Here is a 22,586-nt window from a genome sequence, read left to right as displayed (position 1 = left end):
GGGACTCAAGTCGACGCTCACGCGGAGGCTTTGTCGTCCTTCAGGCTTGCCGGTGGCCAATTTTCCAACCGCATGCCAAGGGACAAGCCGCGAGCCGCCAATACATCTTTGATTTCATTCAAAGACTTTTTACCGAGGTTCGGTGTCTTCAACAGCTCCACTTCTGTGCGCTGAATAAGATCACCGATATAGTAAATATTCTCGGCTTTTAGGCAGTTCGCGCTGCGAACGGTCAACTCAAGATCGTCTACGGGGCGCAATAGAATTGGATCGACATGATCCTCTTCCTCTTCGACTTCCTGCTCTTTATCAGCTTCCAGGTCGACGAAGGCGGCCAGCTGCTCTTGCAGGATGGTCGCACTGCGACGGATAGCCTCTTCCGGATCCAGGGTACCGTCGGTCTCCAGATCGATAATTAACTTATCGAGATCGGTGCGCTGCTCTACACGAGCGGCTTCAACCGAGTAGGAAACACGGCGGACAGGGCTGAAGGTGGCATCCAGCTGCAGGCGGCCAATAGCACGTGTCTCTTCATCAGAGCCGCGCGCGTCAGCCGGCTCGTAGCCACGACCCAGCGCTACCTTAAGCTGAATTTTCAGCTCGGCACCTTCATTGACATGAGCAATGACGTGGTCCGGGTTGACGATTTCGACGCTATGATCAAGCGCAATGTCGCCAGCAGTGACGACGGCTGGGCCCTGCTTGTTCAGCGTGAGCACCGCCTCATCGCGGCTGTGCATCTTGATCGCAACATCTTTCAAGTTCAGGAGGATCTCAATGACATCTTCCTGCACCCCTTCGAGCGCACTGTATTCATGCTCGACGCCGGCGATTTCAGCCTCTACCACGGCACAGCCGGGCATAGAAGAAAGCAGAATGCGACGTAGTGCATTCCCCAGGGTGTGACCAAAGCCACGCTCGAACGGTTCGAGCACGATTTTGGCGTGATGTGCGCTGATTTCTTCGACCTTGATGTCGCGAGGACGGAGAAACTCTGTCACTGAACGCTGCATATGAACACCTTTCAGGCTGCCAAACGGATACTTGGTACTCGGTACGATCTGGCGCGGGGGTTAAACCGCCACCAGATCGACAAGAAACAGAAATGCTGCTTACTTGGAGTACAGCTCGACGATCAGGTTTTCGTTGATGTCGGCAGACAGGTCACCGCGTTCAGGCAGAGCCTTGAAAGTGCCTTCCATCTTCTTGGCGTCGATTTCGATCCAAGCGATATCGCCACGGTTGGCCGCAATGGACAACGCGCTTTGAATACGAGCTTGGTTTTTCGCCTTTTCGCGAATGGAAACAACGTCACCCGGCTTCACTTGATAGGAAGCTACGTTAACGGTGCGGCCGTTCACGGAAATCGCCTTGTGGCTGACCAGCTGACGCGCTTCAGAGCGAGTCGAGCCGAAGCCCATGCGGTAGACGACATTATCCAGTCGGGATTCGAGCAACTGCAACAATACTTCACCGGTCGCGCCTTTCAGGCGAGCGGCTTCTTTGTAGTAGTTACGGAACTGTTTTTCGAGTACGCCATACATGCGACGTACTTTTTGCTTCTCGCGAAGCTGCAAGCCGTAGTCTGAAAGACGTTGACGACGCTGGCCGTGTACACCCGGGATCTGCTCGGATTTACACTTTTTCTCGAAGGGAGTCACACCACTCTTTAAAAAGAGGTCGGTGCCTTCACGACGAGACAGTTTGCACTTCGGTCCAATATAACGAGCCATGAATCTGTCTCCTTAAACGCGGCGTTTCTTAGGCGGACGGCAGCCATTATGGGGAATGGGCGTCGCGTCTACGATGCTTTGCACGCGGAAGCCGGCGGCATTCAGTGCGCGCACGGCGGATTCACGACCGGGACCTGGGCCTTTAACCAGTACATCTACGTTTTTCACACCATACTCGGCTGCAGCAGTTGCTGCACGTTCGCTTGCCACTTGAGCAGCGAACGGGGTGCTCTTGCGAGAACCACGAAAACCCGAACCACCGGCAGTCGCCCAAGAAAGAGCGTTGCCCTGGCGGTCTGTGATCGTCACGATCGTGTTGTTAAAAGAGGCATGGATATGCGCAATCGCATCCACTACCTGCTTTTTAACCTTTTTACGGTTACTACGCGGGTTAGCCATGTTGATGTCTATTCCTGTCTTTACGCCAGAACGTGCGTGTTATTTGCGGATCGGCTTACGCGGGCCCTTACGGGTGCGCGCGTTAGTCTTAGTCCGCTGACCACGCAGCGGAAGACTACGACGATGACGCAGACCACGGTAGCAACCTAAGTCCATGAGACGCTTAATGTTAAGCGTAACATCACGACGAAGGTCACCTTCTACGGTGTACTTGCCAACTTCAGAACGCAGGGTGTCGACTTCTTCAGAAGACAGATCCTGGATCTTGGCAGTAGGCGCGATACCGGCTGCTGCACAGATGTGCTCAGCACGGGTACGGCCAATCCCGAAGATATAGGTCAGCGAGATCGCCGCATGCTTGTTGTCCGGGATATTGACGCCTGCAATACGGGCCATCAGCTTACTCCGAAATTTGAGCGGCTTGCTCGTTTATTCATCTACAAAAGGCGCAACAGCATACCCCATCAATTGCCCTAAGGCAAGGGGTATGCTGGCACCCGCTTAATACAACCCAGGCTATTAACCCTGGCGTTGTTTGTGCCGTGGCTCGCTGCAGATGACGCGGACAGCGCCATTGCGACGAATGATCTTGCAGTTACGGCACATTTTCTTTACGGAAGCTCGAACTTTCATCGATCTTTCTCCAAAAACCGGCTCGCGGCGCGCCCTCTCTAACTAAATAGGGGTGGACGGCGCCTCAGCGCATGATACCGCCGCTACCGTAGCCTTTCAGGTTGGACTTCTTCATCACTGAGTCATACTGATGCGACATGAGATGCGACTGCACCTGGGCCATGAAGTCCATGATGACCACGACTACGATTAACAACGAGGTACCGCCGAAGAAAAACGGCACGTTCCACGCCACAATCAAGAACTGGGGCATCAAGGAAACCGCAGTGATATACAAGGCACCGAACAGGGTCAAACGTGTCATGACCTTGTCGATATAGCGAGCGGTCTGCTCGCCGGGGCGAATGCCCGGCAGGAAAGCGCCTGACTTTTTAAGATTGTCAGCCACATCCTTGGGGTTGAAGACCAGCGCTGTGTAAAAGAAGCAGAAGAATACCACTGCCGCCGCGAAAAGCAAGATGTAAAGCGGTTGACCTGGGCCTAATGCCTGAGATGCACGCTGCAACCACTCCATACCTTCACCGGCACCTACCCACTGACCGATAGAGGCCGGGAAGAGCAGGATACTGGAGGCAAAAATCGCCGGAATAACACCGGCCATGTTGACCTTCAAAGGCAGGTAGCTACTTTGCCCTGCATACATCTTATTGCCCACTTGCCGCCGCGGATAATTCACTTTAAGGCGGCGTTGGCCGCGCTCAATGAAAACCACAAAGGCGACAGTCGCAATACCTAACACTGACAGCGCTAACAGCGGCAGAACATTCCAGGCCCCTTCATTACGGGCAAGCTCAAAGGCTTGGCCCACGGCACTGGGTAGTCCCGCGACAATACCGGCAAAGATCAGCAGCGAAATACCGTTGCCGATCCCCTTCTCGGTAATCTGCTCGCCTAGCCACATCATAAACACCGCGCCCGATACAAAGGTAATCACGGCGGTGAAATAGAAGCTGAAGTCAGCAGTGTACGCGATGCCTTGGCTAGCCAGACCGACGGACATGCCGGTAGCCTGGACAAACGCCAGTATCACCGTGCCGTAGCGCGTGTACTGGCTAATCTTGCGGCGGCCAGCCTCACCCTCTTTCTTGAGCTGTTCAAGATGAGGGGAGACCGCAGTCATGAGCTGCATGATAATCGACGCCGATATATAGGGCATGATACCCAGGGCGAGGACACTCATACGCTCCAGGGCGCCACCCGAGAACATGTTAAACATGCCCAGGATGGTGCCCTGTTGCTCCCTAAACAAGGCAGCAAGCTGGTCAGGATTGATACCGGGAACGGGAATGTGGGCACCAATACGGTACACCACGATGGCGAGGAGCACGAAGCGCAAACGCGCCCACAGTTCACTCAGACCGCTGCCCATCGCCGGCATGTTTCCTGACTTGGCCATTTAGTCCTCTACCTTGCCGCCAGCGGCTTCGATCGCTTCACGGGCACCTTTGGTGACCTTGATTCCGCGAACGGTAACCGCCGTTTTCAGTTCGCCAGAAAGGATGATCTTCGCGTGTAGCGTAGCATCCTTCAGCACGTTGGCTTCTTTCAAAGATGCCATGGTGACTTCGCCACCGGCAACTTTAGCAAGCTCAGCCAGGCGTACTTCTTCAGAGACCAGAGATTTTGCAGACGTAAAGCCGAATTTCGGCAAACGACGCTGCAAAGGCATCTGACCGCCTTCGAAACCGGGCTTAACACTGCCGCCACTACGTGACTTCTGACCTTTGTGACCACGGCCACCGGTCTTACCAAGACCGGAACCGATGCCACGACCAACGCGCTTTGCAGCGTGTTTGGAGCCCGGAGCCGGGCTTAGGTTATTGAGTTTCATGGATTACTCTCCCTCAACGCGCACAAGGTAGTTCACCTTGTGGATCATGCCGCGTACGGCAGGGGTGTCTTCCAGTTCAACCGTATGACCGATGCGACGCAGACCCAAGCCTTTGATAGTAGCCTTGTGCTTGGGCATGATGCCGATGGTGCTGCGGATCTGGGTAACCTTGATCGTTGCTGCCATGGTGCCTTACCCCGTGATCGCTTCGACAGACAGACCGCGCTTGGCGGCCACGTCTTCCGGTGCTTGCATGGAGGAGAGACCTTTAACAGTCGCTCGAACCACGTTAACCGGGTTGGTGGAACCGTAGCACTTGGCCAGTACGTCGTGGACACCGGCAAGCTCTAGTACAGAGCGCATGGCGCCACCGGCGATAATACCGGTACCTTCTGAAGCCGGCTGCATGTACACCTTGGAAGCACCGTGACGGGCTTTGACCGGGTACTGCAGCGTATGGCCAGCAAGGTTCACCTTGACCATGTTGCGACGAGCTTGATCCATCGCTTTCTGGATTGCGACAGGCACTTCACGCGCCTTGCCACGACCGAAACCGACACGACCTTTACCATCACCAACGACGGTCAGCGCGGTGAAGCCGAAAATACGACCACCCTTGACCACCTTGGCGACGCGGTTGACCTGCACTAACTTCTCTTGCAGATCACCGCTTTGCTGTTCGTTCTTCGCCATCGTAAAACCCTTTAGAATTCCAGGCCGCCTTCACGTGCGGCGTCGGCCAGCGCCTTGACGCGGCCGTGATACTTAAAGCCAGCACGGTCGAAGGCCACCTGGGTGATGCCTGCTTCTTTAGCGCGTTCAGCAATCAGAGCACCTACTTTAGAGGCCGCATCTGAGTTGCCGGTCGCACCCTCGCGCAGTGCTTTGTCCAGCGTAGAAGCACTGGCTAGCACTTTGCCACCATCCGGCGAGATAATCTGCGCATAGATGTGACGCGGGGTACGGTTGACGCACAGGCGATACACGCCCAGCTCGCGGATCTTTGCGCGAGCGCGGCGGGCACGACGGAGACGAGATTCTTTCTTCGCGTTCATAACCCTGCCTTACTTCTTCTTGGCTTCTTTGCGACGCACCTGCTCGTCGGCGTACCGAACACCCTTGCCTTTATACGGCTCGGGGGGACGGAAGGCGCGGATTTCCGCGGCGCACTGGCCGAGCTGCTGCTTATCGGCGCTTTTCAGCACGATAACGGTGTTCTTCGGCGTTTCCGCTGACACACCTTCAGGCAGTTCGTAGTCGACCGGGTGCGAGAAGCCCAGTGAAAGATTGAGCGTCTGGCCCTTAGCTTGGGCACGATAACCGACGCCAACAATTTCGAGAGTCCGTGTAAAACCCTCGGATACGCCCGTTACCAGGTTCTGAACTAAGGCGCGGGTAGTACCGGCCATGGCCCAGCTCTTGGCAGACTCACTCGGGGCGAAGGTCAGCTGGCCATCTTCTTGACCGACCACTACATCAGAGTGGATGGGCATAGATAGCGTGCCCTGGCCGCCTTTGGCGGTCAGCTGGTCAGCATTGATTTTAATCTCAACGCCGGCAGGCACTTTAACCGGATATTTCGCTATGCGGGACATTCCAGCCTCCTAGAATACGGTGCAGATGACTTCGCCACCGACACCCGCTTGGCGCGCGGCACGATCGGTCATGACACCATTGGATGTGGTGACAATCGCGATACCCAGGCCATCGGCAACCTTGGGCAAGTTGTCCTTACCCATGTAGCGACGCAGGGACGGCTTGGAAACCCGCTGAATGTGCTCAATGACCGGCTTACCCTCAAAGTACTTGAGAGTTACGGTTAGCTCGGGCTTAGCGCCCTCCGCTACCGCAAAGTCGGCAATGTAGCCTTCTTCCTTTAGCACTCGGGCCACTTGCACTTTCAACTTGGAGGACGGCATAGTTGCCGTCTCCTTGGTGGCCATCTGCGCATTGCGGATACGGGTAAACATATCCGCCAGAGTGTCTTGCATGCTCATTTAATGTGCGCTCCTGATAATTCTACGTGGCGTTACCAACTGGATTTTTTCAACCCAGGAACGTCGCCACGCATGGCGGCTTCACGCAGCTTGTTACGGCCAAGGCCGAACTTGTTGTAAAAACCGTGCGGACGACCGGTAATACGGCAGCGGTTACGCTGACGCACCGGGCTTGAGTCGCGCGGCAGTTGCTGCAGCTTCAGCGTCGCCTCGAAGCGGTCTTCCTCAGACGTGTTCACGTCTGAGATGATCTTCTTGAGTTCAGCGCGCTTGGCCGCATACTTCGCGACCAGCTGAGTACGCTTAAGCTCACGCTCTACCATACTTTTTTTAGCCATGATCTCGCCCCTATTTCTTGAACGGGAAGTTCAGCGCGGTTAGCAGCGCACGACCTTCCTCGTCGGTTTTGGCGGTCGTTGTGATAGTGACGTCCAACCCCCGGATGCGATCGATTTTATCATACTCGATCTCCGGGAAGATGATCTGCTCACGCACACCCATGGAGTAATTACCACGACCGTCGAAAGACTTCGGGTTGAGACCACGGAAGTCACGCACGCGGGGAATCGCGATGTAAACCAAACGATCCAAGAAGTCCCACATACGCTCAGCGCGCAGTGTTACCTTGATGCCGATTGGCCAACCTTCACGCACCTTGAAGCCCGCGATGGACTTACGTGCCTTGGTCACCAACGGTTTTTGACCAGAGAGTTTCTCTAGGTCGCCGATGGCATTGTCAATCAACTTTTTATCGTTGACTGCTTCGCCGATACCCATATTCAGAGTCACTTTCGTGATCCGGGGTACCTGCATAACGTTGGCATAGCTGAACTCTTCTTTGAGTTGAGCTGCTACCTCGTTTTGATAACGTTCTTTCAAGTTCGCCATTTTGCTACCCGACTCGCGTTAGGCGTCGATCTGCGTCTGCGTCGACTTGTAGATACGTACCTTGGTACCGTCTTCCTTCACTTGGAAGCCGACGCGATCCGCCTTACCGGTCTCCGAATTGAAGATGGCTACGTTGGACGCGTGAATCGGAGCCTCACGCTCGACGATACCGCCCTGATTACCCGCCATGGGATTTGGCTTGGTGTGACGTTTAATCATGTTCACACCGGACACCAGAAAGCGGTTATCTAATACCCGCTTAACGGTGCCACGCTTGCCTTTATCCTTCCCGGCGATGACGATGACTTCATCGTCACGTTTGATCTTTTGCATATCCGCCTCGCTCCTTACAGCACTTCAGGCGCTAAGGAAATGATCTTCATGAACTTTTCATTACGAAGTTCACGAGTCACCGGCCCAAAAATACGGGTACCGATGGGCTGTTCGTTGGTGTTATTCAACAAAACTGCCGCATTTCCATCGAAACGGATGAGCGAACCGTCGGGACGACGGACGCCACTACGGGTCCGGACCACGACCGCTTTTAGCACCTGGCCTTTTTTGACCTTGCCACGCGGAATCGCTTCCTTAACCGTGACCTTGATGATATCACCAACGCGAGCGTAACGACGATGTGAACCGCCTAACACCTTGATGCACTGCACCCGGCGCGCTCCGCTGTTGTCGGCGACATCCAGCATTGTCTGAGTCTGAATCATCGGTTTTCTCCAAACCTAATCTGACTGCACTGATTGACAAGCCCAGGGATTAACCCTTGGCGTGTTCAACCACCTCGACCAGCGTCCAAGCTTTTTTCTTGGAAAGCGGACGGCACTCTTGAATAGAGACCGTATCGCCAGCCTTAGCCTGGTTCGCCTCATCATGGGCGTGCAGCTTGGTGGAGCGCTTAACGTATTTTCCGTAGATCGGGTGACGCTCGCGCCGCTCGATCATGACGACGATGGACTTGTCCATCTTATCGCTCACCACTTTACCGGTGAGCGTACGCTTTGTGTTTTCTTCGGCCATCTCAATCACCTGCCTTCTCGTTGAGCAAAGTCTTAACGCGGGCGATATCCCGGCGGACCTGCTTGAGCAGATGAGTCTGGCTCAGTTGGCCAGTGGCCTTCTGCATGCGCAGGTTAAACTGCTCGCGGAGGAGTTCGAGGAGTTGCTCCTGGAGCTCTCCTGCGGACTTTTCACGAATTTCCTGGGCTTTCATCACATCACCGTCCGTTTCGCAAAGGTGGTGGATAAGGGCATTTTCTGTGCGGCAAGCTCAAACGCTTCACGTGCGAGCTCTTCCGACACGCCTTCAATTTCATACAGGACCCGACCCGGTTGGATCTGGGCAACCCAGTACTCAACAGAACCTTTACCTTTACCCATACGAACTTCGAGCGGCTTCTTGGAGATCGGCTTATCAGGGAAGACGCGGATCCAGATTTTACCGCCACGTTTTACGTGACGTGTGATCGCACGACGGCCTGCTTCGATCTGACGCGCAGTGATGCGGCCGCGACCAGTAGCTTTAAGGCCGTATTCCCCGAAGCTGATCTTGCTTCCGCGATGCGCCAGGCCACGGTTGCGGCCTTTCATCATCTTGCGGAATTTCATACGCTTGGGCTGTAACATCGACTCGCTCTCCCCTTACCTGGAACCTTTCTTCTTGGGCGCGTTGCCGGTAGGCTGCTGCTGCTTAGCCTTGGCACGTACTTCCTCGATACCGCCGAGGATTTCACCCTTGAAGATCCACACTTTGACGCCGATAACGCCATAGGTGGTGTGAGCTTCGTAAGTGGCGTAGTCGATATCCGCACGCAGTGTGTGCAGCGGAACGCGACCCTCGCGGTACCATTCGGTACGTGCGATTTCAGCGCCACCAAGACGACCTGACAGCTGAATCTTGATGCCACCAGCGCCAAGACGCATTGCGTTCTGTACCGCGCGCTTCATCGCACGACGGAACATGACGCGACGCTCAAGCTGACCCGCTACGTTAGCAGCGACTAGCTTGGCATCCAGCTCCGGCTTGCGAACTTCTTCGATGTTCACATGCACGGGAACACCCATCATCTGGGTGAGATCGCGACGCAGACGGTCGACATCTTCACCTTTCTTACCGATCACGATACCCGGACGGGCAGTGTGAATGGTGATGCGGGCATTGTTTGCCGGACGCTCGATGTGGATGCGGCTTACGGAAGCGCTTTTAAGCCGCTCTTCCAGGAAGCTACGCACTTCGAGATCGTTATTGAGCTTATCGGCGTAAGCGCCGCGCTCAGCATACCAGACAGAAGCATGGTCTTTGACGATGCCCAGTCGAATGCCTGTTGGATTGACTTTCTGACCCATCGGTCGACTCCTACTTCTCGGCTACCTTGACGGTGATGTGGCACGTGCGCTTCAAGATACGATCCGCACGCCCCTTGGCACGCGGCTTGATACGCTTGAGCGTCATGCCCTCATCGACGCAGATGGTCGAGACACGCAGCTCGTCAATATCCATGCCGTTATTTTCTTCCGCGTTTGCAATCGCGGATTGCAGCACCTTCTTAACCAGCTTGGCAGCCTTCTTCGGTGAGAAGGTCAGCAGGTCGAGTGCCTCGGCGACAGGTTTACCGCGCACCTGGTCAGCCACCAAACGGGCCTTCTGGGCGGATAAACGAGCGCCAAGCAGCTTAGCTGTGACTTCCATCTCTCAATCCTCTCTGGCTTACCGTTTGGCTTTTTTATCCGCCGCATGCCCACGGTAAGTGCGGGTTGCAGCGAATTCGCCCAATTTGTGGCCAACCATTTCCTCGGATACATGCACCGGGACGTGTTGGCGACCGTTATGGACCGCGATAGTGAGGCCTACCATATTGGGCAGGATCATAGAACGACGCGACCAGGTCTTGATCGGTTTACGGTCGTTCTTCTCCACTGCAGCCTCTACCTTCTTCAAAAGATGAAGGTCAATGAAGGGACCTTTCTTTAGTGAACGTGGCACAGCCGTTACCTCTTAATGTCTTGGCAATTTAGATCAACGCGTCTTATTACGACGACGAATGATCAGCTTGTCGGTGCGCTTGTTCTTACGCGTCTTGTGACCCTTAGTCGGCACACCCCATGGGGATACCGGGTGACGACCACCACTGGTGCGGCCTTCGCCACCACCATGCGGGTGATCGACTGGGTTCATCGCGACACCGCGAACAGTCGGACGCACGCCTCTCCAGCGCTTCGCACCGGCCTTGCCAAGTTGACGCAGGCTGTGCTCAGAGTTGCTCACTTCACCCAAGGTCGCGCGGCACTCGGCCAACACTTTACGCATTTCGCCAGAGCGAAGACGCAGGGTGGCATAGTTACCTTCACGAGCAACCAACTGGGCGCTTGTACCGGCACTGCGAGCAATCTGCGCACCTTTACCCGGCTTGAGTTCGATGCAGTGCACCGTAGAACCCAACGGGACGTTACGCAGCGGCAAGGCATTGCCTTTCTTGATTGACGCGTTAACACCAGATTCCAGCACGTCACCCGCGCTGACACCTTTCGGTGCAATGATGTAACGACGCTCACCATCGGCATACTTCAGCAGCGCAATGTGCGCACTGCGGTTGGGATCGTGCTCAAGACGCTCAACGGTGGCAGGAATGCCATCCTTGGTGCGTTTGAAATCGATCAACCGATAGTGGTGACGATGACCACCGCCCACGTGGCGGGTGGTGATACGACCGTAGTTGTTACGGCCGCCGGACTTGGACTGTTTTTCTAAAAGCGGTGCATAAGCACGGCCTTTAAACAGTTCCTCACCAACGATCTTGACGACGTGGCGACGACCGGCGGAAGTGGGTTTGGTCTTGACGATTGCCATTATCCGTACTCCTGCCCTTATTCGGCGCCAGAGAAGTCTTCGAGCGTTTCACCCGCAGCCAGGGTCACATACGCTTTGCGGTAACCCTTACGCAGGCCAACGCCGTTCGCAGTACGCTTTGTTTTACCCTTCATGTTCAGTACCTGAACACTGCCGACCTTCTTGCCGAAAAGTGCTTCAACGGCTTTCTTGATCTCGGGCTTGGTAGCATCAGATGCCACCTTGAAAACGTACTGGTTGCGCTCGGCTGCCATTGCGGCCTTTTCGGTCACGTGCGGCCCAAGCAGAACCTTAAATACGCGTTCCTGGTTCATGCCAGCTTCTCCTCGAATTTACGCAGGGCGGAGACGGTAATCAGCACCTTATCAAAGGCGACCAGACTTACCGGGTCAGCTGCCGCGACATCCACCACGTCAACGTGGGGAAGGTTGCGTGCGGCCAAATAGAGCTTTTCGTCAACTTTTTCAGTGACGATCAACACTTTTTCAAGGTTGAGCTCTTTTAGCTTGGCAGCTACCTGCTTGGTCTTAGGCGCATCGACGACGAACTCTTCAATCGCGACTAAACGCTCTTGACGTACCAGCTCTGACAAGATGGAGCGCATCGCTGCACGGTACATCTTGCGGTTAACCTTCTGGGTGTAGTCTTGCGGACGCGCCGCGAAGGTTACGCCACCACTACGCCATAGCGGAGAGCGGATGGTACCGGCACGTGCACGACCGGTGCCTTTCTGACGCCACGGCTTTTTACCACCGCCACGCACGTCGGAACGACTCTTTTGTGCGCGGGTTCCCTGACGACCAGCCGCCAAATAGGCAGTGACAACCTGGTGAACGAGCGCTTCGTTGAATTCTTTGCCAAAAGTGGCGTCGGCTACTTCAACGGTACCCGCGCCTGCAGCAAGATTCAGATTCATTGGTAATTATCCCCTTCAGCCTGCTTTCACGGCGCTGCGAACGATAACGTCACTACCGGGAGCACCCGGTACGGCGCCTTTAATCAGCAGCAGGTTACGCTCGGCGTCGACACGGACGATCTCAAGGCTCTGCACGGTGCAACGGGCGTTACCCATTTGACCGGCCATCTTTTTGCCTTTGAAAACGCGACCCGGAGTCTGACACATGCCGATAGAACCCGGCGCGCGATGCGACAGAGAGTTACCGTGAGTCATATCTTGGGTACGGAAGTTCCAGCGCTTAACAGCACCCTGGAAGCCTTTACCCTTAGAGGTGCCAGTCACGTCAACCATTTGACCAGCTTCGAAGAGGGATACGGTGATTTCGCCGCCCACTTCAGGAATCTCTTCGCCTTCTGCAAGACGAAACTCCATCAGTGCACGACCAGCTTCAACACCCGCCTTGGCAAACTGACCAGCCTGCGCTTTGGTGAGGTGCTTAGCTTTGCGAGAGCCAGATGTGACCTGAATCGCTGCGTAACCGTCAGATTCGACAGATTTAACGCGTGTAACACGATTAGGATCAACTTCAATAACGGTTACGGGCACAGACGCGCCGTCTTCGGTAAAGACACGGGTCATCCCGGCCTTTTTACCGACTAAACCGATAGTCATACTCAGTCTCCTATAGTGTACGGGGCTATCACCCGCTATGGCTGCCCTTTCCAGAGCATTCCACTAGCACATTGTGTGGCGCCTCACGGCGCGGCGGCTGCTGCTCATGCCAACTCTTTACGAAGAGCGATGAGCGCTGGGCCGCAAAGTGACTAGTGTAATTAGTTGAGTTTGATTTGCACGTCTACGCCTGCGGCGAGATCAAGCTTCATCAAAGCATCAACAGTTTTTTCGGTCGGCTCAACAATGTCGAGCACACGCTTGTGCGTACGAATCTCATACTGGTCACGCGCATCTTTGTTGACGTGCGGCGAGATCAGAATGGTGTAACGCTCGCGGTTGGTCGGCAGCGGAATCGGACCACGAACCTGAGCACCAGTACGTTTAGCGGTTTCAACAATCTCCGCTGTAGACTGATCGATCAGGCGATGGTCGAAAGCTTTCAACCGAATGCGAATCTTTTGGTTCTGCATTTGCCCTAAACTCCAATGGATGTCGACGGCGCGAGCCGTCTACCCACGCATTCAAAGGATGCGCATTATAGGCACGCCAAAAGCCCATGTCAAACATTTGCTGTTGGTGCGCAGAAAAGGGGGCTCATCAGAGCCCCCTTCATCATTCAAGCATGCTGCTTACTTGACGATTTTGGCCACAACGCCAGCACCGACAGTACGGCCGCCTTCACGAATAGCGAAGCGCAAGCCTTCGTCCATTGCGATCGGAGCGATCAGGGTAACAACCATCTGAACGTTGTCACCTGGCATGACCATTTCAACGCCTTCCGGCAGTTCACAAGTACCTGTTACGTCAGTGGTACGGAAGTAGAACTGCGGACGGTAGCCCTTGAAGAAAGGCGTGTGACGACCACCCTCTTCCTTGGACAGTACGTAAACTTCTGCTTCGAAGGTAGTGTGCGGGTTGATGGTGCCCGGCTTGGCCAGTACTTGGCCACGCTCGACGTCATCACGCTTAGTACCACGCAGCAGGGCGCCAACGTTCTCACCAGCACGACCTTCGTCGAGCAGCTTACGGAACATTTCAACACCGGTAACGATCGTTTTGGTGGTGTCGCGGATACCCACGATTTCCACTTCTTCGCCCGCTTTAACGATGCCGCGCTCTACACGACCGGTAACAACAGTACCGCGACCAGAGATAGAGAACACGTCTTCGATCGGCATCAGGAACGGCTGATCAATAGCACGCTCCGGCTCAGGGATGTAAGCATCCAGAGCTTTGATCAGATTGGCAACGGCAGTCGTACCCATGCCTTTGTCATCTTCACCGTTCAGTGCCATCAGCGCAGAACCAGTGATGATCGGCGTGTCGTCGCCCGGGAAGTCGTACTGATCGAGAAGCTCACGAACTTCCATCTCAACCAGCTCGAGCAGCTCTTCATCATCGACCATGTCCGCTTTGTTCAGGAACACAACGATGAACGGTACGCCAACCTGACGAGACAGCAGGATGTGCTCGCGAGTCTGCGGCATCGGGCCGTCAGCGGCAGAACATACCAGGATCGCGCCGTCCATCTGCGCAGCACCGGTGATCATGTTCTTGACGTAGTCGGCGTGCCCCGGGCAGTCGACGTGCGCGTAGTGACGATCTTCAGACTGATATTCCACGTGGGAAGTAGCGATGGTGATACCGCGCTCACGCTCTTCAGGAGCGTTATCGATGGTATCAAACTCACGCCAGTCGCCGCCGAAAACCTCAGCAGACACGCGGGTCAGGGCCGCAGTCAGGGTCGTTTTACCGTGGTCGACGTGACCAATGGTGCCGACGTTGACGTGCGGTTTGGAACGTTCAAATTTTTCCTTAGCCACTGCTATAACCTCTTTACGTTAGCTAACGGTTAACCGTTTTGATTGATGACGGCTTCAACGACGCTGGAGGGCGCCTCGTCGTACTTCGAGAACTCCATAGAGTAGCTCGCACGGCCCTGGGTTTGTGAGCGCAGATCGGTTGCATAACCGAACATCTCACCCAATGGCACCGTCGCACGGATGACTTTACCAGAAGAGGAGTCATCCATACCCTGCACCAGGCCGCGACGACGGCTCAGGTCGCCCATGACGTCACCCATAAATTCTTCGGGGGTCACGATTTCGACCTTCATCACCGGCTCCAGCAGCACGGCCTTGGCCTTCCTGGCACCTTCTTTTACTGCCATAGAAGAAGCAATCTTAAACGCAGTCTCGTTAGAGTCCACGTCGTGGAAGGAGCCATCAAACAGCGTTACTTTAACGTCGATCATCGGGTAACCCGCGATGACGCCGTTTTTGAGCTGCTCAAAAGCACCCTTCTCAACCGCAGGTACGTATTCCTTTGGAACCGTGCCACCCACGATTTCTGAGTTGAACTTGAAGAACAGTTCGTCTTCGCCTTCACCCTTCTCTTCTGCTGTCAGCGGCTCAATACGTAGCCAAACGTGACCATACTGACCACGACCACCGGACTGACGTACGAACTTGCCTTCTTGCTCAATGCTGCCGCGAATGGTTTCACGGTAAGCAACCTGCGGCTTACCGATATTGGCTTCAACCTTAAACTCGCGACGCATACGGTCAACGAGGATATCCAGGTGAAGCTCACCCATACCAGAAATAATCGTCTGGCCGGTCTCTTCGTCGGTCTTGACCTGGAAAGAGGGATCTTCTTGAGCAAGCTTGCCCAGAGCAACACCCATTTTCTCTTGGTCTGCCTTAGACTTAGGTTCTACGGCTACCGAGATAACCGGATCCGGGAACTCCATGCGCTCGAGAACGATCTTGTTATCGATGTCGCACAGGGTATCACCCGTGGTGACGTCTTTCAGACCGATACAAGCAGCGATGTCGCCCGCCAGAACTTCTTTGATCTCTTCGCGAGAGTTGGCGTGCATCTGAACGATACGACCAACGCGCTCTTTCTTCTGCTTAACGGAGTTATACACACCGTCACCAGATTTCAGAACACCCGAGTAGACGCGGATAAAGGTCAGCGTACCAACGAAGGGATCGGTGGCGATTTTAAACGCCAAAGCCGCAAACGGCGCACTGTCATCAGCCTCACGGGTATCGACAGTACCATCTTTATCGTCAAGCTCACCTTCGATCGCCTTAACTTCTGTCGGCGAAGGCATGTATTCGATAACGCCATCCAGCACTGCCTGAACGCCTTTGTTCTTAAAGGCAGAACCACAGGTCACCAGAACGATATCGTTAGCCAGGGTGCGCGCGCGCAGGCCAGCCTTGATCTCTTCAATCGACAGCTCGCCGCCTTCGAGATACTTCTCCATCAGCTCGTCAGAGCCTTCGGCAGCCGCTTCGACCATCTCTTCGCGATACTTCGCAGCTGTTTCTTGCAATTCAGCCGGAATATCCACGAGATCATAATTCATACCCAGGCTCTCCTCATCCCACAGGATAGCCTTCATCTGAATCAGGTCGATAACGCCTCTAAAGTCCTCTTCCGTGCCCCAGTTAATCTGGATCGGCACAGCGTTGGCACCCAAACGCTCTTTCAACTGGTTTACAACCATGAAGAAGTCAGCGCCGGTACGGTCCATCTTGTTGACGAAAACCATACGCGGAACTTCATACTTGTTGGCTTGGCGCCATACTGTTTCAGTCTGCGGCTGAACACCGGAAGAGCCGCACAGTACAACGACCGCACCATCGAGTACGCGCAGCGAACGCTCAACTTCAATGGTGAAGTCAACGTGCCCCGGGGTATCGATAATGTTGATACGGTGCTCAGGGAACTGCTTGCTCATGCCCTGCCAGAAACAGGTGGTTGCAGCTGAGGTGATAGTAATACCACGCTCCTGCTCCTGCTCCATCCAGTCCATGGTCGCAGCACCATCGTGCACTTCGCCCACTTTGTGGGAAAGGCCGGTGTAGAAAAGTACACGCTCGGTCGTCGTGGTTTTACCCGCGTCGACGTGAGCGACGATACCGATATTACGGTAACGATTTAGTGGAGTCTTGCGTGCCACGGTGAAACTCCCGTTTGTTGGCGATGCTCGTTAATTTAGCGGCGTATGCAAGCGAGGCTTATGCGACCGCCGCCACCCCTGCAGGGTAGCGGTTAGGCATTACAACAGAGCGGCTCAGCAAACACTTCGCCATGCTGAACAACGTGCATATTAAAACCCTAAAGCCATACTTAAAAACGCCGTACTTAGAAACGCCGATTTTAGAAACGCTGACCTTAGAAACGCGTACCTTAGAAACGGTAGTGCGAGAAGGCCTTGTTGGCTTCTGCCATGCGATGCACGTCTTCGCGCTTCTTAACGGCAGAACCTTTACCTTCAGCGGCATCCAGCATTTCACCCGCCAGACGCTGCACCATGGTTTTCTCACCGCGACGACGCGCCGCGTCTACCAGCCAGCGCATTGCCAGCGCTTGACGACGAGACGGACGTACTTCAACCGGCACCTGATAGGTCGCACCACCTACACGGCGCGACTTCACTTCGACCATTGGCTGGATGGCTTCCAGCGCTTTGTCGAAGATCTCCAGCGGATCTTCTTTACTACGCTCGGCAACCTTGTCCAACGCACCGTAGACGATACGCTCAGCTATGGACTTCTTGCCGCTGACCATCAGGTGGTTCATGAACTTCGCCAGACGCTCACTTCCGAACTTAGGATCCGGCAGAATCTCGCGTTTAGCTACTACTCTTCTTCTAGGCATGATAAGCCCTCAATTAAGGATCTTTCAGGTAAACCCGGAACCCATGCAACCTGTGTACGCTATTCAAACCCCACAAGCGCTGCCCGACCTTACTCTTATCAGACCGTCAAATTCGTAAAAATCGTTACTCAACAAGCCCGTCTAACAGGGCAGTGCTGCACAGCAACCCAATCCCTTAGGACTTAGCCCTTAGGACTTAGGACGCTTAGTACCGTATTTAGAACGACCCTGACGACGATTCTGAACGCCGGAGGTGTCAAGGGCGCCACGTACGGTGTGATAACGCACACCTGGCAAATCCTTTACACGGCCGCCGCGAATCAAAACGACAGAGTGTTCTTGAAGGTTGTGACCTTCACCACCGATGTAAGAAGAGACTTCAAAGCCGTTGGTAAGGCGCACACGGCAAACCTTACGCAGAGCCGAGTTAGGCTTCTTCGGGGTGGTGGTGTAAACGCGCGTACATACGCCGCGTTTTTGCGGACAGGCCTGCAGCGCTGGCACGTCACTTTTGGTGACGGGGCGCTTGCGCGGCTTGCGCACTAGCTGATTAATCGTTGCCATGGTGTTTAGCTGACTCCAATGGTTGCCTTAGCCTTTTAACAAATATATGCAGCGGATGCGGGCGCACCCACCCCACTGTTAAAGGCTGCGCATTCTAAAGGCTGACCCTGGGTGTCGTCAAGCCTTGCCGGCGGTTTTACCGGCAAGGTGACGTTTTTTTCAGGTCAGCTACTCGTTTTACTTACTCATGTTACCTACTGCGTTGGGCGCCTGGCCTACAGCTCATCGTCAGAGTCGAGGGCGGTCAACTGGGCACCCAGCTCCTGTTCGACTTCGGTAGCCGAAGGATTGAACAGTTGCTCAACGTCTTCGCGCTTGCGACGACGCTCTGCGTGGTGAGTCAAGCCCGTACCTGCCGGTATCAGACGACCAACCACCACATTCTCTTTCAGGCCGCGCAAGTAATCGCGTTTGCCTGTCACCGCTGCTTCGGTCAGTACGCGGGTTGTCTCCTGGAAGGAGGCCGCGGAAATGAACGACTCGGTGGCCAGACTGGCCTTGGTGATACCCAGCAGCATACGCTGATACTTGGCCGGGAATTTCTTCTCTTTTTCAAGCCGCTCGTTCTGCTCCAGTACGCGAACCAGTTCTGCCTGATCACCAGTAATGAAGTCAGAGTCGCCCGAATCGGTGATCTCTACCTTGCGCAGCATCTGACGCACAATCACTTCGATATGCTTGTCATTGATTCCTACACCCTGCAGACGGTAAACGTCTTGCACTTCGGCAGTGATGTACTTGGCAAGTTCCTCAACACCCAGCAGGCGCAGGATATCGTGAGGATTACTCGGGCCATCGGAAATCACTTCGCCCTTCTCGACAGTTTCGCCTTCGAAGACGGCGATTTGACGCCACTTCGGAATCAGCGCCTCAAACGGATCGCCAGACTCCGGGGTAATCGTCAAACGACGCTTACCTTTGGTCTCTTTACCAAAGCTGACCACACCGCTGATCTCGGCCAGGATCGAGGACTCTTTCGGCTTACGTGCTTCGAACAAGTCAGCAACCCGCGGCAGACCACCGGTGATATCTTTGTTCGCCGACGCTTCTACCGGGATACGGGCAACCACTTCACCCACACCAATAGTGACACCATCATCGACGGAGATAATGGAGTTACCCGGCAGTAGGTACTGAACCGGGGTGTTAGAGCCCGATACAGAGACGTACTCGCCAGCGCTGTCTTGCAGCATAACCATTGGGCGCTTGTCGCGACCAGCCATGGGGCGGGCCGCCGACTCGATCACCTCAATGGAGGAGAGACCGGTCATCTCATCGACACTACGGTGCATGGTGACACCTTCGTCGAGATCGATGAACTGCGCCTTACCTTCTACTTCAGCAACGATCGGGTGAGTGTGTGGATCCCATTTAGCGACCGTCGCACCCGCGTCGACCACGTCGCCGTCGCGTACAGAGAGCTCGGCACCGTAAGGGAGCTTATAGTACTCACGCTCACGACCATGGTCGTCAGCAACGGCCAGGGCGCTAGAGCGGGACACCACTACCAGCTTCCCGTCGGCACGCTCAACGTGCTTAATGTTGTGCAGGCGAACTTTACCGCCGTGCTTAACCTGTACGCTATCGACCGCAGAGGAGCGCGATGCCGCACCACCGATGTGGAAGGTACGCATGGTCAACTGGGTACCCGGCTCACCAATGGACTGCGCGGCGATAACACCGACGGACTCACCGATGTTGACCTGGTGGCCACGAGCAAGGTCACGACCATAACAGGACGAACACACGCCGTGCGGGGTATCACAGGTAATGGTCGAGCGCACAATAATCTCATCCACGCCCATGGTATCGAGCTCAGCACACCACTTCTCGTCGAGCAGCGTATTGCGCGGAATCAAGACTTCCTCGCTGCCTGGATCGACAACATCCTGGGCCACGACGCGACCAAGCACACGCTGGGAAAGCGGCACGATAATATCGCCGCCTTCGATGATCGGATGCAGGGTCAAGCCATTTTCGGTACCACAGTCGACTTCCGTGATCACCAGATCTTGCGCCACGTCTACCAGACGACGAGTCAGGTAACCGGAGTTGGCGGTTTTCAACGCCGTATCCGCAAGACCTTTACGTGCACCGTGGGTCGAGATGAAGTACTGCAGTACGTTCAGGCCTTCACGGAAGTTGGCGACGATTGGCGTTTCGATGATCGAGCCATCCGGCTTGGCCATCAGACCACGCATACCCGCCAACTGGCGGATCTGGGCGGCACTACCACGGGCACCGGAGTCGGCCATGATGAAGACGCTGTTGAACGAGTCCTGCTCAACTTCGTTACCATCACGATCGACGACAGTCTCTTTAGAGATACCGACCATCATCGCTTTGGCGACTTTATCATTGGCCTTGGACCAGATATCGATAACCTTGTTGTACTTCTCACCTGCTGTTACCAGGCCAGAGGAGAACTGGTCTTCGATCTCTTTAACTTCCGCTTCTGCCGCGTCAACGATCTCGGTTTTTGCTTCGGGGATAACGAAGTCGTTAACACCGATTGAGGCGCCGGACCAGGTCGCCAGACGGAAACCGGTATACATCAGTTGGTCAGCGAAGATGACGGTCGGCTTAAGGCCAGCGCGACGGTACACTTCGTTGATCAGGCTGGAGATCGCCTTCTTCTTCATCGGCTGATCGATCAGCTCGAAGGGCACGCCTTCGGGCAGAATGCGGAACAGCAGCGCACGGCCGACGGTGGTATCGTAAATACGGCGGTGGAAGCTGCGCTCGCCACTCTCTTCTTCAATATCGATCTCGTCTAGACGCACTTTAACCCGTGCGTGTAGCGATACTGACTGGGTTCCAAACGCACGCTCAACCTCGTTGAGATCAGAGAACACCATGCCCTCGCCTTTGGCGTTGATCTTCTCGCGGGTCATGTAGTACAGACCCAGAACAACGTCTTGCGACGGCACGATGATCGGCTCGCCGTTAGCGGGCGACAGCACGTTGTTGGTGGCCATCATCAGCGCACGCGCTTCAAGCTGCGCTTCCAGGGTCAGCGGTACGTGTACCGCCATCTGGTCACCGTCAAAGTCGGCGTTATAGGCGGCACATACCAGCGGGTGCAGTTGAATGGCTTTACCTTCGATCAACAGCGGCTCAAACGCCTGGATGCCCAAACGGTGAAGTGTGGGTGCGCGGTTAAGCAGTACCGGGTGCTCGCGGATAACATCGGCAAGGATGTCCCACACTTCCGGCAGCTCGCGCTCGACCATCTTCTTGGCGGCTTTGATCGTTGAGGCGTAGCCCAGCGACTGCAGCTTGGAGTAGATAAACGGCTTGAACAGCTCAAGGGCCATTTTCTTGGGCAGACCGCACTGGTGCAGACGCAGGGTCGGGCCCACGGTAATCACCGAACGGCCAGAGTAGTCAACGCGCTTACCTAGCAGGTTTTGACGGAAACGACCCTGCTTACCTTTGATCATGTCGGCGAGCGATTTCAGCGGGCGTTTGTTAGAGCCCGTGATCGCCCGGCCACGACGACCATTGTCGAGTAGCGCATCGACGGCTTCCTGAAGCATACGCTTCTCGTTGCGCACGATAATATCCGGCGCATTGAGATCGAGCAGACGCTTCAGGCGGTTGTTACGGTTGATCACACGACGGTAAAGGTCGTTAAGATCCGAGGTCGCGAAGCGGCCACCGTCCAGCGGTACCAGCGGACGCAGATCCGGCGGCAGCACGGGCAGCACTTCCATGACCATCCACGCCGGTGCGTTACCGGAGTGGTAGAAGGCTTCAAGCAGCTTCAAGCGCTTGGAGAGCTTCTTGATCTTGGTTTCGGAGTTAGTCTGCGGAATCTCTTCGCGCAGGTGGTTAATCTCTTCTTCCAGATCGATATCTTTGAGCAGCTCTTGAACGGCTTCGGCACCCATGCGGGCATCGAAGTCATCACCGAACTCTTCCAGTGCTTCAAAGTACTGCTCATCGTTCATCAGCTGACCACGCTCCAGCGTGGTCATGCCTGGATCGATAACGACAAAGCTTTCGAAATAGAGCACGCGCTCGATATCACGCAGGGTCATATCGAGGAACATGCCGATACGCGACGGCAGTGACTTCAAGAACCAGATGTGCGCTACCGGTGAAGCGAGCTCAATGTGCCCCATGCGCTCACGGCGCACGGCGGCTTTAGTCACTTCAACGCCACACTTTTCGCAGATGATACCGCGGTGCTTCATGCGCTTATACTTGCCGCACAGGCACTCGTAGTCTTTAACCGGGCCAAAGATCTTGGCGCAGAACAGGCCGTCCCGCTCCGGTTTAAAGGTACGGTAGTTGATGGTCTCAGGCTTCTTCACCTCGCCAAACGACCAGGAGCGAATCATGTCCGGCGACGCCAGGGTAATCTTGATCGCGTCAAACTCTTCGGACTGAGACTGCGATTTGAGTACTTTCACCAAATCTTTCATGGGAC

The 22,586-nt window shown here is 55.1% G+C and carries 32 protein-coding genes; all 32 read right to left on the bottom strand.

The annotated features are described in order from the left end of the window. Positions 1-17: 17 nt before the first annotated feature. Positions 18-1,013 carry a DNA-directed RNA polymerase subunit alpha gene (locus ACFIOZ_RS01080; RefSeq protein ID WP_064235085.1) on the bottom strand — a complete coding sequence of 332 codons (996 nt, stop codon included), beginning with the start codon at positions 1,011-1,013 and terminating at the stop codon, positions 18-20. A 99-nt stretch (positions 1,014-1,112) separates the two neighbouring features. Continuing rightward, complete coding sequence (gene rpsD / locus ACFIOZ_RS01075; protein ID WP_008959152.1) at positions 1,113-1,733, bottom strand: 30S ribosomal protein S4; 621 nt, start codon at positions 1,731-1,733, stop codon at positions 1,113-1,115. Positions 1,734-1,745: 12 nt separating this feature from the next. Further along, positions 1,746-2,132: a 30S ribosomal protein S11 gene (gene rpsK, locus ACFIOZ_RS01070; protein ID WP_007111985.1), complete on the bottom strand. Its 387-nt coding sequence runs from the start codon at positions 2,130-2,132 to the stop codon at positions 1,746-1,748. 39 nt (positions 2,133-2,171) lie between these two features. After that, a complete protein-coding gene (gene rpsM / locus ACFIOZ_RS01065) occupies positions 2,172-2,528 on the bottom strand; it encodes a 30S ribosomal protein S13 (RefSeq protein WP_022520863.1) in 357 nt (118 codons plus the stop codon). A 123-nt stretch (positions 2,529-2,651) separates the two neighbouring features. After that, the gene (gene rpmJ / locus ACFIOZ_RS01060) at positions 2,652-2,765 is read right to left on the bottom strand and encodes a 50S ribosomal protein L36 (RefSeq protein ID WP_008959154.1); all 114 of its coding nucleotides are present in this window, start codon (positions 2,763-2,765) and stop codon (positions 2,652-2,654) included. 64 nt (positions 2,766-2,829) lie between these two features. Further along, the gene (gene secY, locus ACFIOZ_RS01055; RefSeq protein ID WP_035582695.1) at positions 2,830-4,161 is read right to left on the bottom strand and encodes a preprotein translocase subunit SecY; all 1,332 of its coding nucleotides are present in this window, start codon (positions 4,159-4,161) and stop codon (positions 2,830-2,832) included. Then, on the bottom strand, positions 4,162-4,596 hold the full coding sequence (gene rplO / locus ACFIOZ_RS01050; protein WP_101147111.1) for a 50S ribosomal protein L15: 435 nt from the start codon (positions 4,594-4,596) through the stop codon (positions 4,162-4,164). A 3-nt stretch (positions 4,597-4,599) separates the two neighbouring features. Next, positions 4,600-4,782 (bottom strand): 50S ribosomal protein L30, encoded by a 183-nt coding sequence (gene rpmD / locus ACFIOZ_RS01045; RefSeq protein WP_226250595.1) that lies wholly within the window; start codon positions 4,780-4,782, stop codon positions 4,600-4,602. Between the two features lie 6 nt (positions 4,783-4,788). After that, positions 4,789-5,289 (bottom strand): 30S ribosomal protein S5, encoded by a 501-nt coding sequence (gene rpsE / locus ACFIOZ_RS01040; protein ID WP_007111990.1) that lies wholly within the window; start codon positions 5,287-5,289, stop codon positions 4,789-4,791. 11 nt (positions 5,290-5,300) lie between these two features. Beyond that, the gene (gene rplR, locus ACFIOZ_RS01035; protein WP_008959159.1) at positions 5,301-5,651 is read right to left on the bottom strand and encodes a 50S ribosomal protein L18; all 351 of its coding nucleotides are present in this window, start codon (positions 5,649-5,651) and stop codon (positions 5,301-5,303) included. Positions 5,652-5,660: 9 nt separating this feature from the next. Beyond that, positions 5,661-6,191 (bottom strand): 50S ribosomal protein L6, encoded by a 531-nt coding sequence (gene rplF / locus ACFIOZ_RS01030; RefSeq protein ID WP_230805199.1) that lies wholly within the window; start codon positions 6,189-6,191, stop codon positions 5,661-5,663. Between the two features lie 9 nt (positions 6,192-6,200). Further along, complete coding sequence (rpsH, locus tag ACFIOZ_RS01025; RefSeq protein WP_007111993.1) at positions 6,201-6,593, bottom strand: 30S ribosomal protein S8; 393 nt, start codon at positions 6,591-6,593, stop codon at positions 6,201-6,203. Positions 6,594-6,625: 32 nt separating this feature from the next. Beyond that, positions 6,626-6,931, bottom strand: a complete 306-nt coding sequence (rpsN, locus tag ACFIOZ_RS01020) for a 30S ribosomal protein S14 (RefSeq protein ID WP_113269837.1) — start codon at positions 6,929-6,931, stop codon at positions 6,626-6,628. Between the two features lie 10 nt (positions 6,932-6,941). Next, positions 6,942-7,481 carry a 50S ribosomal protein L5 gene (gene rplE, locus ACFIOZ_RS01015; protein ID WP_007111995.1) on the bottom strand — a complete coding sequence of 180 codons (540 nt, stop codon included), beginning with the start codon at positions 7,479-7,481 and terminating at the stop codon, positions 6,942-6,944. An 18-nt stretch (positions 7,482-7,499) separates the two neighbouring features. Further along, the gene (gene rplX, locus ACFIOZ_RS01010; protein WP_088702075.1) at positions 7,500-7,814 is read right to left on the bottom strand and encodes a 50S ribosomal protein L24; all 315 of its coding nucleotides are present in this window, start codon (positions 7,812-7,814) and stop codon (positions 7,500-7,502) included. Positions 7,815-7,828: 14 nt separating this feature from the next. After that, a complete protein-coding gene (rplN, locus tag ACFIOZ_RS01005; protein WP_008959163.1) occupies positions 7,829-8,200 on the bottom strand; it encodes a 50S ribosomal protein L14 in 372 nt (123 codons plus the stop codon). 49 nt (positions 8,201-8,249) lie between these two features. After that, positions 8,250-8,510 (bottom strand): 30S ribosomal protein S17, encoded by a 261-nt coding sequence (gene rpsQ, locus ACFIOZ_RS01000; RefSeq protein WP_007111998.1) that lies wholly within the window; start codon positions 8,508-8,510, stop codon positions 8,250-8,252. Between the two features lies 1 nt (position 8,511). Next, positions 8,512-8,703: a 50S ribosomal protein L29 gene (gene rpmC / locus ACFIOZ_RS00995; RefSeq protein ID WP_007111999.1), complete on the bottom strand. Its 192-nt coding sequence runs from the start codon at positions 8,701-8,703 to the stop codon at positions 8,512-8,514. Beyond that, on the bottom strand, positions 8,703-9,116 hold the full coding sequence (gene rplP, locus ACFIOZ_RS00990; RefSeq protein ID WP_007112000.1) for a 50S ribosomal protein L16: 414 nt from the start codon (positions 9,114-9,116) through the stop codon (positions 8,703-8,705). The genes rpmC and rplP overlap by 1 nt, the downstream gene beginning before the upstream one ends. Before the next feature lie 15 nt (positions 9,117-9,131). Further along, the gene (gene rpsC / locus ACFIOZ_RS00985; RefSeq protein ID WP_230805198.1) at positions 9,132-9,836 is read right to left on the bottom strand and encodes a 30S ribosomal protein S3; all 705 of its coding nucleotides are present in this window, start codon (positions 9,834-9,836) and stop codon (positions 9,132-9,134) included. Between the two features lie 10 nt (positions 9,837-9,846). Continuing rightward, positions 9,847-10,179 (bottom strand): 50S ribosomal protein L22, encoded by a 333-nt coding sequence (gene rplV / locus ACFIOZ_RS00980; RefSeq protein WP_007112002.1) that lies wholly within the window; start codon positions 10,177-10,179, stop codon positions 9,847-9,849. Between the two features lie 18 nt (positions 10,180-10,197). After that, positions 10,198-10,473, bottom strand: a complete 276-nt coding sequence (gene rpsS / locus ACFIOZ_RS00975; protein ID WP_009098993.1) for a 30S ribosomal protein S19 — start codon at positions 10,471-10,473, stop codon at positions 10,198-10,200. Positions 10,474-10,506: 33 nt separating this feature from the next. After that, positions 10,507-11,337: a 50S ribosomal protein L2 gene (rplB, locus tag ACFIOZ_RS00970; protein ID WP_008959166.1), complete on the bottom strand. Its 831-nt coding sequence runs from the start codon at positions 11,335-11,337 to the stop codon at positions 10,507-10,509. Positions 11,338-11,354: 17 nt separating this feature from the next. After that, a complete protein-coding gene (rplW, locus tag ACFIOZ_RS00965) occupies positions 11,355-11,651 on the bottom strand; it encodes a 50S ribosomal protein L23 (protein ID WP_008959167.1) in 297 nt (98 codons plus the stop codon). After that, positions 11,648-12,253: a 50S ribosomal protein L4 gene (rplD, locus tag ACFIOZ_RS00960; RefSeq protein WP_386081635.1), complete on the bottom strand. Its 606-nt coding sequence runs from the start codon at positions 12,251-12,253 to the stop codon at positions 11,648-11,650. Before rplD ends, rplW begins: the two co-directional genes overlap by 4 nt. 15 nt (positions 12,254-12,268) lie before the next feature. After that, positions 12,269-12,907, bottom strand: coding sequence for a 50S ribosomal protein L3 (gene rplC, locus ACFIOZ_RS00955; protein ID WP_035582685.1), 639 nt, complete (start codon positions 12,905-12,907; stop codon positions 12,269-12,271). Positions 12,908-13,068: 161 nt separating this feature from the next. Then, positions 13,069-13,380: a 30S ribosomal protein S10 gene (gene rpsJ, locus ACFIOZ_RS00950; RefSeq protein ID WP_007112007.1), complete on the bottom strand. Its 312-nt coding sequence runs from the start codon at positions 13,378-13,380 to the stop codon at positions 13,069-13,071. Between the two features lie 159 nt (positions 13,381-13,539). Continuing rightward, positions 13,540-14,733 carry an elongation factor Tu gene (tuf, locus tag ACFIOZ_RS00945; protein ID WP_009288143.1) on the bottom strand — a complete coding sequence of 398 codons (1,194 nt, stop codon included), beginning with the start codon at positions 14,731-14,733 and terminating at the stop codon, positions 13,540-13,542. Positions 14,734-14,762: 29 nt separating this feature from the next. Beyond that, positions 14,763-16,886 (bottom strand): elongation factor G, encoded by a 2,124-nt coding sequence (gene fusA, locus ACFIOZ_RS00940; RefSeq protein ID WP_386081632.1) that lies wholly within the window; start codon positions 16,884-16,886, stop codon positions 14,763-14,765. A gap of 230 nt (positions 16,887-17,116) precedes the next feature. After that, positions 17,117-17,587 carry a 30S ribosomal protein S7 gene (gene rpsG / locus ACFIOZ_RS00935; protein ID WP_009288145.1) on the bottom strand — a complete coding sequence of 157 codons (471 nt, stop codon included), beginning with the start codon at positions 17,585-17,587 and terminating at the stop codon, positions 17,117-17,119. 189 nt (positions 17,588-17,776) lie between these two features. Continuing rightward, entirely contained in the window at positions 17,777-18,151 is a 375-nt protein-coding gene (gene rpsL, locus ACFIOZ_RS00930; protein WP_008959173.1) for a 30S ribosomal protein S12, read from the bottom strand. 215 nt (positions 18,152-18,366) lie between these two features. Beyond that, positions 18,367-22,581, bottom strand: a complete 4,215-nt coding sequence (gene rpoC / locus ACFIOZ_RS00925; protein ID WP_386081630.1) for a DNA-directed RNA polymerase subunit beta' — start codon at positions 22,579-22,581, stop codon at positions 18,367-18,369. Positions 22,582-22,586: the final 5 nt, after the last annotated feature.

The organism is Vreelandella sp. F11 (assembly GCF_042466685.1).
Lineage (GTDB): Bacteria > Pseudomonadota > Gammaproteobacteria > Pseudomonadales > Halomonadaceae > Vreelandella.
Note: the sequence above shows the minus strand (reverse complement) of the source record. Positions and strands in the feature narration are given on the sequence as shown.

Coding starts and splice junctions, on each gene's coding strand:
- rpsG (WP_009288145.1), bottom strand. CDS start 17,587: ATGCCTAGAAGAAGAGTAGTAGCTAAACGCGAGATTCTGCCGGATCCT.
- rpsH (WP_007111993.1), bottom strand. CDS start 6,593: ATGAGCATGCAAGACACTCTGGCGGATATGTTTACCCGTATCCGCAAT.
- rpsQ (WP_007111998.1), bottom strand. CDS start 8,510: ATGGCCGAAGAAAACACAAAGCGTACGCTCACCGGTAAAGTGGTGAGC.
- rpmC (WP_007111999.1), bottom strand. CDS start 8,703: ATGAAAGCCCAGGAAATTCGTGAAAAGTCCGCAGGAGAGCTCCAGGAG.
- secY (WP_035582695.1), bottom strand. CDS start 4,161: ATGGCCAAGTCAGGAAACATGCCGGCGATGGGCAGCGGTCTGAGTGAA.
- rpmJ (WP_008959154.1), bottom strand. CDS start 2,765: ATGAAAGTTCGAGCTTCCGTAAAGAAAATGTGCCGTAACTGCAAGATC.
- rpsC (WP_230805198.1), bottom strand. CDS start 9,836: ATGGGTCAGAAAGTCAATCCAACAGGCATTCGACTGGGCATCGTCAAA.
- rplO (WP_101147111.1), bottom strand. CDS start 4,596: ATGAAACTCAATAACCTAAGCCCGGCTCCGGGCTCCAAACACGCTGCA.
- rplR (WP_008959159.1), bottom strand. CDS start 5,651: ATGAACGCGAAGAAAGAATCTCGTCTCCGTCGTGCCCGCCGCGCTCGC.
- rplX (WP_088702075.1), bottom strand. CDS start 7,814: ATGCAAAAGATCAAACGTGACGATGAAGTCATCGTCATCGCCGGGAAG.
- rplD (WP_386081635.1), bottom strand. CDS start 12,253: ATGAATCTGAATCTTGCTGCAGGCGCGGGTACCGTTGAAGTAGCCGAC.
- rpsK (WP_007111985.1), bottom strand. CDS start 2,132: ATGGCTAACCCGCGTAGTAACCGTAAAAAGGTTAAAAAGCAGGTAGTG.
- rplB (WP_008959166.1), bottom strand. CDS start 11,337: ATGGCAATCGTCAAGACCAAACCCACTTCCGCCGGTCGTCGCCACGTC.
- ACFIOZ_RS01080 (WP_064235085.1), bottom strand. CDS start 1,013: ATGCAGCGTTCAGTGACAGAGTTTCTCCGTCCTCGCGACATCAAGGTC.
- rpsJ (WP_007112007.1), bottom strand. CDS start 13,380: ATGCAGAACCAAAAGATTCGCATTCGGTTGAAAGCTTTCGACCATCGC.
- rplP (WP_007112000.1), bottom strand. CDS start 9,116: ATGTTACAGCCCAAGCGTATGAAATTCCGCAAGATGATGAAAGGCCGC.
- rpsM (WP_022520863.1), bottom strand. CDS start 2,528: ATGGCCCGTATTGCAGGCGTCAATATCCCGGACAACAAGCATGCGGCG.
- rplN (WP_008959163.1), bottom strand. CDS start 8,200: ATGATTCAGACTCAGACAATGCTGGATGTCGCCGACAACAGCGGAGCG.
- rplF (WP_230805199.1), bottom strand. CDS start 6,191: ATGTCCCGCATAGCGAAATATCCGGTTAAAGTGCCTGCCGGCGTTGAG.
- rpsL (WP_008959173.1), bottom strand. CDS start 18,151: ATGGCAACGATTAATCAGCTAGTGCGCAAGCCGCGCAAGCGCCCCGTC.
- rpsN (WP_113269837.1), bottom strand. CDS start 6,931: ATGGCTAAAAAAAGTATGGTAGAGCGTGAGCTTAAGCGTACTCAGCTG.
- rpmD (WP_226250595.1), bottom strand. CDS start 4,782: ATGGCAGCAACGATCAAGGTTACCCAGATCCGCAGCACCATCGGCATC.
- rplW (WP_008959167.1), bottom strand. CDS start 11,651: ATGAACCAGGAACGCGTATTTAAGGTTCTGCTTGGGCCGCACGTGACC.
- rplC (WP_035582685.1), bottom strand. CDS start 12,907: ATGACTATCGGTTTAGTCGGTAAAAAGGCCGGGATGACCCGTGTCTTT.
- rpsE (WP_007111990.1), bottom strand. CDS start 5,289: ATGGCGAAGAACGAACAGCAAAGCGGTGATCTGCAAGAGAAGTTAGTG.
- rpsD (WP_008959152.1), bottom strand. CDS start 1,733: ATGGCTCGTTATATTGGACCGAAGTGCAAACTGTCTCGTCGTGAAGGC.
- rplE (WP_007111995.1), bottom strand. CDS start 7,481: ATGGCGAACTTGAAAGAACGTTATCAAAACGAGGTAGCAGCTCAACTC.
- rpoC (WP_386081630.1), bottom strand. CDS start 22,581: ATGAAAGATTTGGTGAAAGTACTCAAATCGCAGTCTCAGTCCGAAGAG.
- rplV (WP_007112002.1), bottom strand. CDS start 10,179: ATGGAAGTCACAGCTAAGCTGCTTGGCGCTCGTTTATCCGCCCAGAAG.